The sequence below is a fragment of the Ruegeria sp. CF2 genome, assembly GCF_056537385.1.
Genome location: NZ_JBQFRL010000001.1, coordinates 1,808,484 through 1,825,563 on the forward strand (window position 1 = coordinate 1,808,484; position 17,080 = coordinate 1,825,563).

A 17,080-nucleotide genomic window follows, 5' to 3' on the forward strand; every position below is an offset into this window, starting at 1 on the left:
TGCCTTTTTCGTTTCTCACTGTCGCTTGTGCGGGTTTCGCACCCCCGGCGCAAGCCCGCCACCCACGATATTGTGACTGTACGCAGCCGGGATTTCGGGAAAACTCGGGCCACCCATTACATGGAGAGCCCGCGATGAAACATCTTGTGTTTTTCCTCGGCCTGCTGGCGCTTCCCGCGCTGGCGGCTGATATCGAACCGCGGCCGGGTTGGGCCTTCCACCCGACGACCAAGACCTATGACGCGCTGGTGGCCGACACGATCGCGGCGGTCAAGGCAAACGGTCTGATCGTGGTAACGCAGGCCGGGCCCACCAAGGCCGCCGCCGCGCGCGGCATCACCATTCCGGGCAACCGGGTGATCGGCGTCTTCAACAACGACTATGCGGTGCGGGTTCTGGAACAATCGGTGCTCGCGATGATCGAGGCGCCGATCCGCCTGTACGTCACGGAAAACGAGGACGGGACCGCGACGCTGTCCTACAAAACGCCCACTTTGGTCTTTGCCCCCTACAACGGTGGCTCCGACGCCTTGCCCGCGATTGCCGCAGAGTTGGACGCCAAATTCGCCGCCATCGCCCAGATGGCTGTCAAATAGTCACACTGACGTGATGCGGCTTGCACCGGCCCGGAACCTCCGCAATCTGCTGCGCAACGGAACTTACGGAGCTTGTTCGATGCAGGACCTGTCCCCCCGCGCTGCGGACCTTCTGGCGCAACGGCTGTACGAGGCCGGGTGCCGCCACGCATTCGGCATGCCCGGGGGCGAGGTGTTGACCCTGGTCGATGCGCTGGAACAGGCCGGGATCACCTTTCACCTGACCAAGCACGAAAACTCGGCCGGTTTCATGGCCGAGGCGGTGCACCACCGCGATGGAGCGCCGGCGATTCTGGTGGCGACCCTAGGTCCGGGGGCCATGAACGGCATCAATGTCGTGGCCAACGCGCTGCAGGATCGGGTACCGATGATCGTGCTGACCGGCTGCGTCGATGCCGACGAGGCGCTGACTTACACCCATCAGGTCATGGATCATGCGCAGGTCTATCGCTCGATCACCAAGGGTACGTTCACCCTGACGGCCAAGGGCGCCGATATCATCGCCGACAAGGCCGTGTCGCTGGCCACGCAGGCGCGACCGGGGCCGGTGCATATCGACGTACCGATCTCGGTCGCCGATACCCGGGTGTCTATCGCCAAGCGCCGACGGCTGACCCGGGCCGCCCGCGTCGCGCCCGAGGGCACATGCCTGGAGAAGGCCCGCCGCTGGGTGGCCGAGGCCGAGCGTCCGCTGGCGATCATCGGGCTGGACGTGCTGTATGACGACTCGCGCAGCGTGGTGCGGGCGTTTCTGGAACATTTCGGCATCCCGTTCGTCACCACCTACAAGGCCAAGGGCGTGGTGCCCGAGGATCACCCGCTGTGCCTGGGGGGCGCGGGCCTGTCACCCCTGGCCGACACGCAGCTTGTGCCGCTGGTCGAACAGGCCGACCTGATCCTGTGCCTGGGCTATGACCCCATCGAAATGCGCCCCGGCTGGCGCGAGATCTGGGACCCGGACGAGAAACGCGTGATCGACATCTCGACCGTGGTGAATGACCACTACATGCATCAGGCGGGGCTGAACCTGGTGGCCGATACCGGCGCCACCCTTGAAGCGATCGCCAAGGGCAACCCTGCGCGACCGACGTGGCCCCAAGGCCAACCGGCGCAGGTCAAGGCCGCCTTGGCCGCGGCCTTTCCCACCGACGACGACTGGGGCCCCGCCGCCGTGATCGCCGAGACCCGCGACACCCTGCCCCCCGAAACACTGGCCACCGCCGACAGCGGCGCGCACCGCATCCTTCTCAGCCAGATGTGGCAGTGTTCCGAGGCGCGTGGCCTAATCCAGTCTTCGGCGCTGTGCACGATGGGTTGCGCCGTTCCGATGGCGATCGGCCTGAAACTGGCCGAACCCGACCGTCCGGTCATCAGCTTTTCCGGTGATGCCGGGTTCCTGATGGTGGCCGGTGAGTTGTCGACCGCCGCAGAAATGGGCGGAAACCCGATCTTTCTGGTCTTTGTCGATGCCAGCCTGGCACTGATCGAACTGAAACAGCGCCAGCGCCAGATGGGCAACCGGGGCGTCGATTTCGACCGGCATGACTATGCCGCGATGGGCCGGGCGTTCGGCGGCAACGGCCATACCGTGCGCAACCGCGCCGAACTGCGCGCGGCGCTGCAGGCCGCGATGACCGCGGACACGTTCACGGTGATCGCCGCCGAGATCGACCGCGGAGGCTATGATGGCCGCATCTGAAGGGCCGCTGAAGGGCGTCAAGGTTCTGGATCTGTCACGCATTCTGGCCGGGCCGACCTGCACGCAGCTGCTGGGCGATCTGGGCGCCAGCGTGATCAAGGTGGAAAACCCGGCCACCGGGGGCGATGACACCCGCCAATGGGGGCCGCCCTATGTCACCGATGCGGATGGCAACCCGACCGATCTGAGCGCCTATTTCATGGCCGCGAACCGCAACAAGAAATCCGTCGCCATCGACATCGCAACGCCAGAGGGGCAGGCACAGATCCGGCGGCTGGCTTCCCATGCCGACATCCTCATCGAGAATTTCAAACCCGGCGGGCTGGCCAAATACGGGCTGGACCATGAAACCCTCTCGCGGGACTTTCCGGGGCTGATCTACTGTTCGATCTCGGGCTACGGCCAGACCGGCCCGAACGCGGCCAAGCCGGGCTATGACCTGATGGCGCAGGGCTATGGCGGGATCATGTCGCTGACGGGCGAACCGGATGGAGCCCCTATGAAAGTCGGCGTGGGCATCGCCGACGTGATGTGCGGCATGTACGCGACCGTCGGCATTCTGGCGGCGCTGCGCCACCGGGATCAGACCGGCGAAGGCCAGCAGATCGACATCGCACTGGTCGACAGCCAGATCGCATGGCTGATCAACGAGGGCGTGAACTATCTGACCTCGGGCCAGGTTCCACAGCGGCGCGGGAATGGGCACCCCAACATCGTGCCCTACGATGTTTATGAAACCGCCGATGGACACGTCATTCTGGCCGTGGGAAATGACAGCCAGTTCCGGCGTTTCTGCGGTTTTCTGGAGTTGAGCCACCTGCCCGACGATACGCGGTTCGCCACCAACCCGGCCCGGCTGGAACACCGCGACGCATTGAACGCCGTTCTGCGGCCCGCGCTACAGCGGCTGGAGACCAAGGCCGTCATCGATGGCCTCGAGGCGCTGAAAGTGCCGGTCGGGCCGGTTCAGACGCTGGATCAGGTCTTTGCCTCGGATCAAGTGGCGGCGCGGGGGATGCAAGTGGATATGCCAGCCCGGCCCGGCCCGGTGCGGCTGATCGGGAATCCATTGAAGTTGTCCCGCAGCCCGGTGACCTATCGCTCTGCTCCGCCCGAGTTCGGCGCTGACACGCAAGCGGTTCTGAACGCGGAAAACCCCTTCGAGGATTGAAACACTCTGCCTTTTTCGGCGGCAAGTCGCTGAAACATGTCATTGAATCGGCGATTTTTTTCGCTTTTTGCGAACACAAGCTTTCACCAATTCGAGAGCACGCCCGATACTGTTACGTCCCGTCTGCACACTCTGCTAAGTCCAAGAGTGTGAGTTTTTGCAACCAGATTGGACCCAAGCATGCAGCAAGATGTTTTCGGACAGATGAACACCCTGACCCACCCGGACAGCGCCGAAGCGTGGAATGGTGTTCTGCTTGGTTTCATGGCGCACGCAGCGGTCACACCTCAGCATCTGGGCAAGGTGCTTGAGCTTGAACCGGGCTTTGCGCTTGGACATGCCATCAAGGGGCTGTTCATGGTTCTGTTGGGGCGCAGGGAAATGATGGAGGTCGCCCATCAGGCCGCCGCCGCCGCAAAGAGTGCGGCCGCTGAGCAGCCGATTTCGGCCCGCGAGACACTGTATCTTGAGGCCCTGGATCACTGGCTGGCAGGCCAGCCCACCCGCGCCGTGCAAACCTTCGAGGCAATTCTGCGCAGCCACCCTGATGACACGCTGGCCATGAAACTCAGCCACGCGACCCGTTTCGTGTTGGGTGACTCCGCAGGGATGCGACGCTCGATCGAACGGGTTCTGCCAGCTTATGCGCCTGATCACCCCGGTCGTGGATACCTGCTTGGGTGCCATTCCTTTGCGTTGGAAGAAACCGGTGCCTACGAAAAGGCCGAAATCGCAGGGCGGCAGGCTCTGTGGATGGTTTCCGACGACGCGTGGGGCCTGCACGCAGTCGCCCACGTGCACGAAATGACGGGCAATGCGCAATCTGGCCTGGACTGGCTGGCCGGGCGCGAGGCTGCCTGGTCCCACTGCAACAACTTCCGGTATCACGTGTGGTGGCACAAAGCGTTGATGCATCTGGATCTGGGTCAGATCGACCAGGTGCTTGATCTGTACGACCACGAGATTCGCCAGGACAAGACAGATGACTATCGCGATATTTCGAATGCGACCTCGCTGTTGTCGAGGCTCGAGCTTGAAGGCGTGGACATTGGCAACCGATGGGAAGAACTGGCCGACCTGAGCGCCACCCGCACCGAAGACGGCTGTCTGATCTTCGCCGATCTGCATTACCTTCTGGCACTGACTGGTGACAACAGGCCCGACTCGACTGCCAAGTTGCTAGCCCGCATTCACAAGGACTCCCAACAGCCCGCAACCGACACGGCACGTCGCATGGCCGACCCGGGCTTGGCCGCCGCCATTGGCCTTGAGGCATTTGGAAAAGGCGATTATCGCCAAGCCTTCGAGCATCTTGCAAATGCGCGAAATTCGATGCAATTGGCCGGCGGCAGTCACGCCCAGAGGGATGTTTTTGAACGCATTACAATCGATTCCGGCCTGCGTGCCGGACGCCTCGATGATGTCGAGCGCATTTTGGACGACCGCAAGGCCAAACGGTCAGGCACCGAAGACAATTACGCCCTCGCGCGCCGCGCTCTGATCAGTTCGGCCCGCGACCAATCCGGTGTGCAAAGCGTACCGGCTGAATAACAAGACGACCACAAAGGACAGAGAAACGAATGGCGACAGCATCGCCCGCTTCTGATTTTGCACCGGTGGCGGCATCCTCCGCCCCTGCTGCCACAACCCGCGACCCGCGGCTGGATTTCTATCGCGGTATTGCGATGTTCATCATCCTGATCGCGCACATCCCGAACGACCCTTGGGCCAGATGGATCCCGGCCCGGTTCGGTTTCTCGGACGCGACTGAAATCTTTGTTTTCTGCTCGGGCATGGCTTCGGCGATCGCCTTTGGCGGCGCGTTTGAACGCAAGGGCTGGTGGATGGGGACCGCCCGGGTCAGCTTCCGCATCTGGCAGGTCTACTGGGCCCATATCTGCCTGTTTTTCTTTGTCGCCATGTCCATGGCGGCGCTGGATCTGTCCGGAGCCTTCGACAAAAGCTATGTCTCGGGATTGAACCTGCAGCATTTCTTCAACGACCCGATGCCACAGATGGTGGGGCTGTTCACCCTGACCTATGTGCCGAATTATTTCGACATCCTGCCGATGTACCTGGTCGTTCTGGCAATGATGCCGATGTTCATGGGCCTGTCGCGCCTCAGCATCTGGGCGGTCGGGTTGGTCTCGGTCGCGATCTGGCTGGTGGCGCAGACCGGTATGTTGGCGCTTCCGGCCGAACCGTGGTCGGACCGCCAGTGGTTCTTCAACCCGTTTGGATGGCAGTTGCTGTTTTTCACCGGCTTTGCATTCATGCGGGGCTGGATTCCTGCGCCGCCGGTTTCCAAGACGCTGATCTGGGCAGCGGCATTGTTCCTTGTCCTCTCGGCCCCGTTCGGATCGTGGAAAGTGTTCTTGTGGGTCCAAGCGGCCGCACCGGATCTTGCCGAGAACATCCGAAAGGTCTGGCGCCTGACAAGCGAACTGCGCGAAAAAACCGATTTCGGCTTGTTCCGGTACATGCATTTCCTGTCGCTGGCCTACCTGGGATGGGTGGCTGCTGGGCAACATGGGCATCGCCTGATCGCCACCGGCAACACGATGGGCGCGCAGCTGTGGCGATGGATCCTGAAGCAGATCACCAAAGTGGGCCAACAGTCCTTGGCGGTTTTTGTATTTTCCATGGCAGCGGCGCGACTTATCGGCGTTTTCCTCGACGAATTTGGGCGGGATTTCGCCACCGTTCTGGCCGCAAACCTAATTGGATTTGCGTTGATCATCGGCGTGGCTTATCTGGCCGCTTGGTTCAAATCACACCCATGGAAATCGAAGTCATGAAGTTCACGCGTCGTGCATTCCTTGCGTCGACTACGGCGCTGGCCTTCGCCCCGGCCACCTTTGCCACCGGTGGCGAGGTGCCATTCGACCGGGCCGATATCATCGCCCTTGCCCGCGATCTGGCCAGCCGCCCCTACGAGGCGCGCGAAACCGTTCCGCAGGCGTGGCAGGACCTCACCTACGAACAGTACCGCTCCATCCGTTTCCGGCTGGACCGTGCGCTTTGGTACGGGACCGATACGCCGTTCAACGTCGATTTCTTCACCCCCGGCCTCTACTTCCCGCGAACCGTTCAGGTCTCGGCGGTTGAGAACGGGATGACCGCGCCGGTTGCCTTCGACCTCGAGATGTTCGACCGGGCCGAGGATGTCCCCGATCTGCCCGTAGACGAAACGCTGGGTTTTTCGGGTTTCCGGCTGCGCACCGAGATGCATCGCCCTGGCAAGACGGACGAGTTCTGCGTCTTTCAGGGAGCCAGCTATTTCCGTGCCATCGGCCTGCACGAGGTTTATGGTCTGTCAGCCCGAGGTCTTGCACTGAAAACCGGGGATCCCGAGGGCGAAGAATTTCCGGATTTCATCCGATTTTGGCTGGAGCGCCCAAAGCCCGGCCAACGCAACATGATCGCTCACGCCCTGATGGACAGCCCCAGTGTAACCGGCGCCTACCGGTTCGATATCACCGCCGGCGCCGACTGCATCATGGAGGTGCAGGCGACCCTGTTTGCTCGGGAAGAGCTTCCCCACGTCGGGATCGCACCGGGGACGTCGATGTTCCTGTTCGATCAGACCAATCACAACCGGTTCGACGATTTCCGTCCGGCCGTGCATGACAGCGACGGTCTGATGATCCGAAACGGGGCCGGAGAAGTGATTTGGCGCCCGCTCGCCAATCCCAAGCGATTGCAGGTGTCCTCATTCGTCGACATGAATCCGCGCGGGTTCGGACTGATGCAGCGCAAACGCGCGTTTTCCGACTATGCCGACCTCGAGGCGCAATACCACAAGCGCCCCGGCCTTTGGGTCGAGCCGATGGGCGATTGGGGCAAAGGTACGGTCACTCTAGTCGAAATTCCGGCCGATCAGGAGATCTACGACAACATTGTCGCCTATTGGCGTCCCGCTGAACCGGTCGCTGCCGGTGCTCAGCTCGACTTGTCGTACCGCCTGATCTGGGGCGAGGAACCTCAGCGGACCGCCATGCCGCGGGTGATCAACACCGCCATGGGCGAGAACACTTTCGGGGAAGGACGGCTTGCGGTGATCGACTTCGAAGCCAGCGAGTTGTTCGACGATCCGGACGCCCTCAGCGTGTTCGTGCAGTCGCCTCATGCGGAAACTTCGGACGGGGTTCTGCAACGCAACCCGGATACGGGCGGTTTGCGTCTGGCCCTTTCGTTTCAACCCGGCGACCGCGACCACGTCGAATTGCGCGCGCAACTGAGGCTGGGTGACGAGCCCGCCTCGGAAGTCTGGATGTACAGATGGACAGCATGAATCCGGACCTGAAGATCATGCCGCCCAAGGCACCGTTGGCGATGCCGGAGCAGGACTTTGCCGCCGGGTTTCGGGACGCCCAAGCGCCTGCGGATGCCCGCCGGTCGTCGGCGGGCCTTTGGCGCGCATTGGCGTTTTCCCCGGCCATGGCGGCCTCGGTTGCTTTGCTGTGGGTCATGGCAGACTGGTTCGACGCCGAAGGGATAAACGTGGTCGAAGCCATCCTTTTGGCATTGATTTCGTTCAATTTCTTCTGGATTTCCTTCACGGTCTGCACCGTCCTACTGGGCATGGTCTCTCTGGCCCGGCAAGAGCGTCCGGTACGGCAGGGTCGCGCGCAGCCACTGCGGGTCGCTTTGCTAATGCCCGTCTACAACGAAGTGCCGTGGAACGTGTTGGGCAATGCCCGCACGATGCTGGAAGAATTGCGCGCCCGAGGGGGCAAGCATCACTATGCGATGTTCATTCTGTCAGACACCCGCGATCCGGAAATCGCGGCCCAGGAACAGGCCAGCATCGAGGCGCTGCGTACCACGCTCGCCCCGGGACTTGAGCTGTATTACCGACGCAGGGAACAGAATACGGACCGCAAGGTAGGCAATATCGCTGATTGGGTCAGCCGCTGGGGTGGCACTTGGGATGCAATGCTGGTTCTGGACGCCGACAGCCTGATGACCGGGCGCGCGATCGCGCGGCTGACCGACGCGCTGGCCCGCGATCCCGGCGCCGGCCTGATCCAAAGCTATCCGCAACTGATCGGTGCCCAGTCCGTCTTTGCCCGGATGCAGCAATTCGCCAATGGTGTGTACGGCATCGCGTTCGCCGAGGGCCTCTCCCGTTGGTGCGGCCAGGAAGGCAACTATTGGGGCCACAACGCCATCATCCGCACCAAGGCCTTTGCGACCTGTGCCGGTCTGCCCAAGCTGCGCTCGCTCTCGGGCCAGGAACAGCTGATCATGAGCCACGACTTCGTCGAGGCCGGGTTGCTGCGCCGCGCCGGTTGGGGCGTTCGCTTTCTGCCGCGCATCCGAGGCTCGTACGAAGAAACACCGCCGACACTGATCGACCACGCCCTACGCGACCGCCGCTGGTGCCAGGGCAACCTGCAGCATCTGCGCCTGCTGGGCTCGACCGGGTTTCGGGCCGTGTCGCGGTTTCATCTGTTCCACGGCGCCGTCGGATACCTGATGTCACCCTTGTGGTTCGCACTGCTGGTCATGTGGGCGTTGATCGGTCAGGGCAAGGATGCTTCGGTGCTGCACTATTTCAGCCCGGACAATCCGATGTTCCCCCAGTGGCCGGAAATGACCGAAACGCGGCATGTTCTGATCATCCTTGTCATGTACGCGATGCTGCTGGCCCCCAAGATTCTGGGTGCCCTGGCACTGCCCCTCAGCGGTGTTCGCTATGAAGATTTCGGCGGCCGGACCCGGTTTCATGCGTCATTCCTGTTCGAGGTCGTGCTGTCGATCCTGTACGCACCGATCCTTATGGTACAGCAGATGATCGCCGTGTTCCGCACCCTTCTCGGTGTGCAAAAAGGCTGGACCCCGCAGGCGCGGGATGGCGGCACCTATGGGCTGCGGACGCTGATCGTGTGTCACGCGCTCGAAACCATCAGCGGCCTCGCGCTGAGCGCGGGTATCCTGGCCGGGTTGGTCTCGGTCTGGTTGGCTCCAATCGCCATCAGCCTGACCTTTGCGGTACCGCTCTCCGCTCTCAGCGGCGTATCTGCCGCTGCGGCGCGTCGCATGGTCGGCATGCCCGAGGATTTCCACGAGCCTGCCATCACGCGGGCGGCACGTTCGCATCGCAACGAGTTGAAACGCCTGATCGAGGGCAAGGGAACCATGACACCGGCGGAATGATCACCCGCCGGGCAACCCTTCGTACCAATCCAGCATCATGTCGGCCCAGCCCCGAGGGACTGTATGACCGCCGAGAAACAGCGCGAACTCCAATGCGCTGCCGTCCGCACAGGCGGTCCACTTCCGACGCATGAACCGACCTGTCGTAGAAAACCCGTCTGGGCGGTTGTCGGCGCATTCGTTGGCCAGCCGCCAGATCTCAAGCCCGGCGAAGATGTCGCCCTGAAGGAACCGACCGCCACCCAGTGCGCGCCCCTCCAGCGGCACCACGTTGTCGGTCCAGCCGTGTGTGTGGAACAGGCGCACCGGCCCCGCACAACTTTCGGGATGCGGGCGCCAGAATCCTCCTGAGACAGGCACGTAGGCCGAGAATGCCTCGGGATCGGCGCAGGCCAGATAGTTCACCATGAAGCCGCCGGCCGAGAACCCCCCCAGCACCACGCGATGGTCATCTACCCCGAACCGTTGGACCGCATCCGCAACAACCTCCTTCAGGAACGCGGCTTCGTCACGCCCGTCCCAACCCGGATAGAAGTTCCAGCTCTTTCGCCCGTTGCGCTCGGCCCCCTCGGGTGCCATGACCGCGTATCCCCGGGCCAGCAAGGGTTCGACCATGCCGCGGTTTTTCATGGTCCCCTGCGCGCTGCCGCCGTACCCGTGCAGGAACACGACCAATGGCGGGTTGTTTTCTTCCGGCAGCTCGATGCGATAGCTTCCGGTTGCAGTCTCGCAAACACCCTGATCCTGCCCACACGCAGCCAATGCCGGAGTTGCGGCGGTTGCGACCAACACAGCCAACAGATCCCTGAGCCTCATCACGCCCCCTCCGAATACGCCTGCACCGGCAGCCCGGCCCGCACCCAGCCCGGACCTGCGGCTGACCCCAGCATCCCTTCGGGCACGTCAAGAATGTTGCCATAGCCTGCCTCGGTCAACCTGTTGCCAAGCCGCGCTGACCGCACACCACGGGCGCAGATCACGGCAATCGGCCGCCCCTTGTCACCGCCAGACAGGCGATCCAACGCATCCAGAAAGTCTTCACGGCGCATGTCCAGCGGTTGGGCGCCCTGCCCGATGCCTGAGGCCCGCCATTCGCGCGGGGTCCGAATGTCGAGCAACAGGATTTCCCCTGCAACAGCCTTTTCGTGCGCCTGAGCGACGGTCAACGTACCGCCAGAAAAGTCTTCGGGGATCAGACGGTATTCACGGATCGCAAAACCCGCGAGAACAGCGGCTGCGCCCCCAAGGAACACGCCTCTGCGGCTGAGCTTGGTTGTGATCGCCAATGTGCACCCTCCGGTTTCTGCAAGCCGGTTTTATCACGGGTCCGCCTCCGACGCTGCGCCGAAAAGCAGGGCGCAGATCAAGTTCGCGTCATTTTCGCGCAGGCTTTGGCCAAAAATCCGAGCGGTGTAGTGCAAGGTGAAAAACTTGCAATAGCTGGACAGTCAATAAATTATCCTTACAAAATCAACAGCACCCTGACCGCTCAGCCCGGAGTATCGCAGTTGTCCCTATTCCTTATCGCGGCCCTTCCCTTCCTCGGAGCTGTCTTTCCCGCCCTGCTGATCCGCGCCGGGCGCAACGCAGCCGCATCGGCAGCGGGATTGACCACGTTTCTGGCCTTGATGGGGCTGCTGATTCATATCCCGGACGTCATGAACGGCACGGTGGTCACCGCGCGGTTCGACTGGATTCCGGGGCTGGGGTTGAACGCCAATTTCATGCTGGACGGGCTGGGATTTCTGTTCGCGCTGCTGATCCTCGGCATTGGTCTGCTGATCATCCTGTACGCGCGATTTTACCTGTCGCGTGAAGACCCTATGGGGCAATTCTACACCTATCTTCTGCTGTTCCAGGGCGCGATGGTCGGTATTGTTCTGTCCGACAACATACTGCTTTTGCTGGTTTTCTGGGAACTGACCTCGCTCAGTTCGTTCTTGCTCATCGGCTATTGGAAACACCTGCCCGAAGGTCGCCAGGGCGCGCGGATGGCGCTGGCGGTCACCGGGTCCGGCGGGCTGGCGATGATCGCGGGGATGCTGATCCTCGGCAATATCGTGGGGTCCTATGACCTGAGCGTGATCTTGCAGAACCGGGAGCTGATCCAGTCTTCGCCCTACTACCTGCCGGCGTTGATACTGATCCTGCTGGGATGTTTCACCAAGTCGGCCCAGTTCCCGTTCCATTTCTGGCTGCCTCATGCCATGGCGGCGCCAACGCCGGTTTCCGCGTACCTGCACTCGGCGACAATGGTGAAGGCTGGTCTGTTCCTGATGGCGCGCATGTGGCCGGTTCTGGCCGGGACCGAGGCCTGGTTCTACATCGTCTCCACCACCGGACTGATAACCATGCTGATCGGTGCCGTGATCGCGCTGTTCAAGGATGACCTCAAGGCGCTGCTGGCCTTTTCGACGGTGTCGCATCTGGGCTTGGTCACGATGCTGCTGGGGTTCGGCACCAAGATCGCGGTCGTGGCCGCCATCTTCCACATCATCAACCACGCCACTTTCAAGGCCGCCCTGTTTATGACCGCCGGGATCGTGGACCACGAAACCGGCACCCGGAACATCAAGCGCCTGGGCGGGCTGCGCCATTTGATGCCGATCACCTTCACGATCGGAACAATCGCCGCTTTGTCCATGGCAGGCATTCCACCTTTGAACGGTTTCCTGTCGAAGGAAATGATGCTGGAAGAAACCGTGCACACGGTCTGGCGGCACTCGCACTATCTGGTGCCAGCCCTTGCCCTGGTGGCCGCGATCTTCTCTGCCGCATATTCCTTCCGGTTCGTCTCCCACGTTTTCTTGGGCCCAGAACGCGAGGATTACCCTGTGCACCCGCATGACCCGCCAGTGGGGCTGTGGCTGGCTCCGGCATTCCTGGTTGTGCTGGTCGTGCTGATCGGCCTGAACTCGGCCGCCATCGTCGGCCCCTTGGTTGCGGTTGTGTCTTCTGCGGTTATCGGTGGCGAAAAGCTGCCCTATTATTCACTGAAGCTGTGGCACGGGTTCACGCCCGCCTTGTACATGTCGATCGTCGCAACTTTTGGCGGCCTCTTCCTGTTGGCTTTGCACCGGCGCGGCGAGCACGTCTGGAATATCCTGCCCCGCCCCGAGGCCAAGACCATCTTCGACGCCGTGATCGGCGGATTTACCGCCGCCAGCCGCTGGATCACGGACGAGTTGCACAACGGAGTCATCAGCCGCTATGCGATCATCCTGATCGCCTTTACGGTCGGCCTTGGATACTATGCCTATTCGACCGGTACGATTGGCGTGGAAACGCGGGTTCCGCTGCCGGCTCCGATCATTCCGATCATCGGCTGGCTGTGCCTGATCGTGGCGACGATGGGCATCATGTGGTTCCACCGGAACCGTTTGCTATCACTTGTTTTGATCGGTGTCGTAGGCCTGATCGTGTCGATGGCCTTCAACTATCTGTCCGCGCCTGATCTGGCTCTGACGCAGATCTCGGTCGAAGTCGTGACGATGATCCTGCTGCTGCTGTCGCTGAATTTTCTTCCGACCGAGACCCCATGGGACAGCAGCGCGGCACGGCGCTGGCGTGATGCTGCCATTTCAGTGGTGGCCGGCATCGGCGCCGGGGGCTTGATCTATGCGCTCATGCTGCGCGATTTCGCCTTCCCGACGATTTCGGAATTCCACCTGGCCAATTCCTACAAGGGTGGCGGCGGCACCAACGTGGTCAACGTGATCCTGGTGGACTTCCGGGGGTTTGATACCTTCGGCGAGATCATCGTGCTGGGGATCGCGGCCCTGATCATCTTTGCCCTGACCGAGGCCGTGCTGGGCACCAGTGTCCGCGCCTATCTGCTGAACCGCAAACCGCACTGGCCCCAGTCAGGTGACTCGCACCCGCTGATGATGGTTGTTGCGACACGTGTGATGATGCCGATCGCCCTGATGGTAGGTGCCTACATCTTCTTCCGGGGGCACAACCAACCCGGAGGCGGCTTCATCGCCGGTCTGGTCGTCGCGATCGCCTTCCTGATGCAGTACATGGCCAGCGGCTATACCTGGGCGATCGAGCGGCAGCGGTTTTACTACCATGGCACAATCGGCTGGGGCGTTCTGATCGCTGCAGCCACGGGTTTGGGCGCCTGGTTCAACGAGCGGCCCTTCCTGACCAGCGATTTCGGCTATCTGCATTGGCCACCGCTGGAAGAGTTCGAATGGGCCACGGCCATGCTGTTCGACACAGGCGTGTTCCTGGCCGTTCTTGGCGCCGTGATGTTGGCGCTGGACAGCCTGTCGCGCTTTGCGTGGCGGCCGGGCATGGCACAGGAATTCCCGATGGACATCAACCCGTTGCGGGATGATCTGGCCGAAGAGCAAGAAAAAGCGAAGGAGCAGGGCTGATGGAAGCACTCGTCGCATCGGCCGTTGGCGTTCTGACCGCCGCAGGGATCTTTCTGATCCTGCGCCGTCGGACCTTTCCGGTCATCCTGGGCCTGTCGCTGCTGACCTATGCGGTCAACGTGTTCCTGTTCGCCACGGGACGGCTGGCCGTAAACGCGCCTGCAGTTCTGAACAAATACGAAGAGGTTCCCTATACCGATCCATTGCCGCAGGCCCTTGTTCTGACGGCGATTGTGATCTCGTTCGGGATGACAGCTGTGATCGTGATGATCGCTCTGGGCGCCTACCTGTCTTCGAAGGATGACCATATAGACATGGCCGCGCAGGACAGCGTGGATGACGCAGGAGAAGACGCATGAACCACTGGATCGTTGCGCCGATCGTCCTGCCCGCGATCCTGGCCCCCTTCATCATCATGGTTCTGCGGTACCATCTGGACCTGCAGCGTATCTTTTCAGTCGCCGGTGTGGTGGGTCTGCTCGGCATCGCGCTGACCATCACTGCGCAGGCGGCAGGCGGCGAGATTCACGTCTACGAGCTGGGTGATTGGCCGGCCCCGTTTGGCATTGTTCTGGTCCTTGACCGGTTGTCCGCGATGATGGTGTTGCTGACGGCGCTGCTGGCCTTGCCTGTCGTGCTGTACGCCATCGCGTCCGGATGGGACGAACGCGGCAACCACTTTCACCCGTTGTTCCAATTCCAGCTGATGGGTGTCTGCGGCGCCTTCCTGACCGGGGACGCTTTCAACCTGTTCGTATTTTTCGAGGTATTGCTGATCGCCTCCTACGGCCTGATGACCCATGGCGGCGGCGCAGTACGTCTGAAGGCCGGGGTGCAATACGTCACCTACAACCTCTTGGGGTCAACTCTGTTCCTGTTTGCATTGGGTACGATCTATTCAGTGACCGGCACCCTGAACATGGCCGACCTCGCCGTGCGCGTCGCGGAAATTCCGGCCGAAGACACCGCCCTGTTGCGCGTGGGTGCGGTTCTTCTGCTGCTGGTCTTCTGCATCAAGGCCGCTGTCCTGCCGCTGCATTTCTGGCTGCCGGCCAGCTATGCCAACGCGCCACTGCCAGTGGCCGCGCTGTTTGCGATCATGACCAAGGTGGGGGCCTATTCGATCCTGCGGGTCTATACTTTAGCATTCGGCCCGGATGTTGCCGTCACCGAAGGACTGGTTGGTGATTGGCTACAACCTGCCGCGCTGGTGACCCTTGCCATCGGCTCGATCGGTATTCTGGGCACGCGGCACATTGCGCGCATGGTTGCGTTTTGCGCCATCGCATCGATGGGAACGCTGCTGGTGGCTATTTCCTTGTTCACCGAGACGGCCACAGCCGCCGCTCTGTACTACGTCTACCATTCAACCTTGGCGACCGCGCTGCTGTTCCTGGTGGCCGATCTGGTAATGGAACGTCGAGGAGGGGCCATTGCGCCCCGCCCGCCGATGCCGCAAAGCGGACTGATCTCGGCGCTGTTCTTCGTTGGAGCCATAGCGATGGCGGGCATGCCGCCTTTGTCGGGGTTCATCGGCAAGCTTCTGGTGCTGGATGCGTCTTGGTATGCGCCGGATGCCACTGCGGTCTGGGCGGTCGTTCTGATCGGGTCCTTCGTCACCATCGTAGGTCTAGCCCGCGCCGGATCCCTGATCTTCTGGAAAAGCTATGACGCCAGCACCCAGATCGAACCGGAACCCGAAACCGAGGCCACCAACGATGATGAACCCCCGCACCGGCCCGCGCCTGAACCGCAGCCGGGGCTGGCGTTCACCTCGGTGTTCGGAGTGGTTCTGGGCCTCGTCCTGCTGACCCTGTTCGCCGGACCCTCGCTGGACTACACTCGCAAGACCGCCGCGCAACTGTTCGCGCCGGAACAGTACATCTCGGCCGTATTGGGAAGGGAAGACTGATGAAACTGCTGCGCCGGATATTCCCCCACCCGCATCTGAGCTTCCTGCTGACTCTGGTCTGGGTGCTGTTGGCCAACGCGCCCTCGCTGAACTCGTTGGTGTTTGGATTGCTTCTGGGGATCATCATTCCCTTCATCACCCAACCCTACTGGCCCGACCGGCCCATCCTGCGGAACTGGCCCATGGTCGTTGAGTACATGATCGTGGTTCTGTGGGACATCGTGGTGGCCAACGTGACCGTGGCCCGCATCATCCTGTTCAAACGCGACGCGGACAGACAACCGAACTGGATCTCGATCCCGCTGGAACTGCGCACACCCGAAGCGATCACGGTACTGGCTGGAACCATCACCATGACTCCGGGCACCGTCAGTTGCGACCTCTCGGCCCAAGGGCATTGTCTGCTGGTCCATTGCCTGGACGCTCCGGATCCGGGCGCGGTACGAGACCAGATCAAGCAGCGTTACGAGCGCCGCCTGAAGGAGATTTTCGAATGATCGAATATGCGATCTATTTTGCCTTTGCCTGCTTTGGGGCCGCGATCATGATGTGCCTGTGGCGGATCATCACCGCCGACGGTGTGGGAACGCGAGTGCTCGCCCTTGATACGATGGTGATCAACACCATCGCCCTGATGATCCTGTACGGCCTGCATCTGGGCACCGAGATCTTTTTCGAAGCCGCCATGATCATTGCCATGCTGGGCTTTGTTTCGACCGTGGCCTATGCGCGCTTTATGCTGCGCGGCAACATCATCGAGTGAGGCCGCCATGGAATTCATCTTCGAGCTTCTGATTGCATTTTTCCTGATCGTTTCAGGGATTTTCGGCTTTGTCGGGTCATTCGGCATGATCAAGCTGAAGGATCCGATGTCGCGGCTGCACGCCCCGACCAAAGCCACCACGCTGGGCGTGGGCGGTGTGTTGCTGGCCTCGATCTTTCATTCGATCCTGATCGAACAGCGCCTTTCCATGCATGAACTGCTAATCACGCTGTTCCTGTTTCTGACGGCTCCGATCACGGCTCTGTTCATTGCCAAGTGGCACATTCACCGCCATGAAGCCCCCGAGGATCTGCCGGACGCGGGCGAAGACAAGCTTTGGGCCACCCACGCGGTCGAGCAGGTCGAAGACGTCCCGGATCACAGCGCGAACTGAC

15 protein-coding genes are annotated in these 17,080 nt (G+C 61.8%); 13 read left to right on the forward strand and 2 right to left on the reverse strand.

The window, feature by feature from the left end:
- Positions 1-134 precede the first annotated feature (134 nt).
- The 7 genes from ACR0IR_RS09080 to mdoH all read left to right on the forward strand — a co-directional run bounded on the left by ACR0IR_RS09080 (position 135) and on the right by mdoH (position 9,628).
- Positions 135-596 (forward strand): DUF302 domain-containing protein, encoded by a 462-nt coding sequence (locus tag ACR0IR_RS09080; protein WP_170363062.1) that lies wholly within the window; start codon positions 135-137, stop codon positions 594-596.
- A 79-nt stretch (positions 597-675) separates the two neighbouring features.
- Positions 676-2,295, forward strand: coding sequence for a thiamine pyrophosphate-binding protein (locus ACR0IR_RS09085; protein ID WP_170363061.1), 1,620 nt, complete (start codon positions 676-678; stop codon positions 2,293-2,295).
- Complete coding sequence (locus ACR0IR_RS09090) at positions 2,282-3,466, forward strand: CaiB/BaiF CoA transferase family protein (RefSeq protein WP_170363060.1); 1,185 nt, start codon at positions 2,282-2,284, stop codon at positions 3,464-3,466. Before ACR0IR_RS09085 ends, ACR0IR_RS09090 begins: the two co-directional genes overlap by 14 nt.
- Positions 3,467-3,646: 180 nt before the next feature.
- On the forward strand, positions 3,647-5,017 hold the full coding sequence (locus ACR0IR_RS09095) for a tetratricopeptide repeat protein (protein WP_170363059.1): 1,371 nt from the start codon (positions 3,647-3,649) through the stop codon (positions 5,015-5,017).
- 29 nt (positions 5,018-5,046) lie between these two features.
- Positions 5,047-6,264 carry an OpgC family protein gene (locus ACR0IR_RS09100; RefSeq protein ID WP_170363058.1) on the forward strand — a complete coding sequence of 406 codons (1,218 nt, stop codon included), beginning with the start codon at positions 5,047-5,049 and terminating at the stop codon, positions 6,262-6,264.
- Positions 6,261-7,760, forward strand: coding sequence for an OpgD/OpgG family glucan biosynthesis protein (locus ACR0IR_RS09105; RefSeq protein WP_170363057.1), 1,500 nt, complete (start codon positions 6,261-6,263; stop codon positions 7,758-7,760). Before ACR0IR_RS09100 ends, ACR0IR_RS09105 begins: the two co-directional genes overlap by 4 nt.
- On the forward strand, positions 7,757-9,628 hold the full coding sequence (mdoH, locus tag ACR0IR_RS09110) for a glucans biosynthesis glucosyltransferase MdoH (RefSeq protein WP_170363850.1): 1,872 nt from the start codon (positions 7,757-7,759) through the stop codon (positions 9,626-9,628). Before ACR0IR_RS09105 ends, mdoH begins: the two co-directional genes overlap by 4 nt.
- Here mdoH and ACR0IR_RS09115 read toward each other — a convergent pair whose 3' ends face one another.
- On the reverse strand, positions 9,629-10,444 hold the full coding sequence (locus ACR0IR_RS09115) for a CE1 family esterase (protein ID WP_170363056.1): 816 nt from the start codon (positions 10,442-10,444) through the stop codon (positions 9,629-9,631).
- Positions 10,444-10,914, reverse strand: coding sequence for a rhodanese-like domain-containing protein (locus ACR0IR_RS09120; protein ID WP_170337700.1), 471 nt, complete (start codon positions 10,912-10,914; stop codon positions 10,444-10,446). Before ACR0IR_RS09120 ends, ACR0IR_RS09115 begins: the two co-directional genes overlap by 1 nt.
- A 222-nt stretch (positions 10,915-11,136) precedes the next feature.
- Here ACR0IR_RS09120 and ACR0IR_RS09125 point away from each other — a divergent pair, with 222 nt between their 5' ends.
- The 6 genes from ACR0IR_RS09125 to ACR0IR_RS09150 are packed head-to-tail and all read left to right on the forward strand — an operon-like array spanning position 11,137 to position 17,079.
- Positions 11,137-14,010 carry a monovalent cation/H+ antiporter subunit A gene (locus ACR0IR_RS09125; protein ID WP_170363055.1) on the forward strand — a complete coding sequence of 958 codons (2,874 nt, stop codon included), beginning with the start codon at positions 11,137-11,139 and terminating at the stop codon, positions 14,008-14,010.
- Entirely contained in the window at positions 14,010-14,369 is a 360-nt protein-coding gene (locus tag ACR0IR_RS09130; RefSeq protein WP_170337694.1) for a Na+/H+ antiporter subunit C, read from the forward strand. Before ACR0IR_RS09125 ends, ACR0IR_RS09130 begins: the two co-directional genes overlap by 1 nt.
- Positions 14,366-15,922 (forward strand): monovalent cation/H+ antiporter subunit D, encoded by a 1,557-nt coding sequence (locus ACR0IR_RS09135; protein ID WP_170358416.1) that lies wholly within the window; start codon positions 14,366-14,368, stop codon positions 15,920-15,922. Before ACR0IR_RS09130 ends, ACR0IR_RS09135 begins: the two co-directional genes overlap by 4 nt.
- Positions 15,922-16,419, forward strand: coding sequence for a Na+/H+ antiporter subunit E (locus tag ACR0IR_RS09140; RefSeq protein ID WP_170337690.1), 498 nt, complete (start codon positions 15,922-15,924; stop codon positions 16,417-16,419). Before ACR0IR_RS09135 ends, ACR0IR_RS09140 begins: the two co-directional genes overlap by 1 nt.
- On the forward strand, positions 16,416-16,685 hold the full coding sequence (locus ACR0IR_RS09145) for a K+/H+ antiporter subunit F (protein WP_093962617.1): 270 nt from the start codon (positions 16,416-16,418) through the stop codon (positions 16,683-16,685). The genes ACR0IR_RS09140 and ACR0IR_RS09145 overlap by 4 nt, the downstream gene beginning before the upstream one ends.
- Positions 16,686-16,692: 7 nt before the next feature.
- Positions 16,693-17,079, forward strand: a complete 387-nt coding sequence (locus ACR0IR_RS09150; RefSeq protein ID WP_093962618.1) for a Na+/H+ antiporter subunit G — start codon at positions 16,693-16,695, stop codon at positions 17,077-17,079.
- Position 17,080 lies beyond the last annotated feature (1 nt).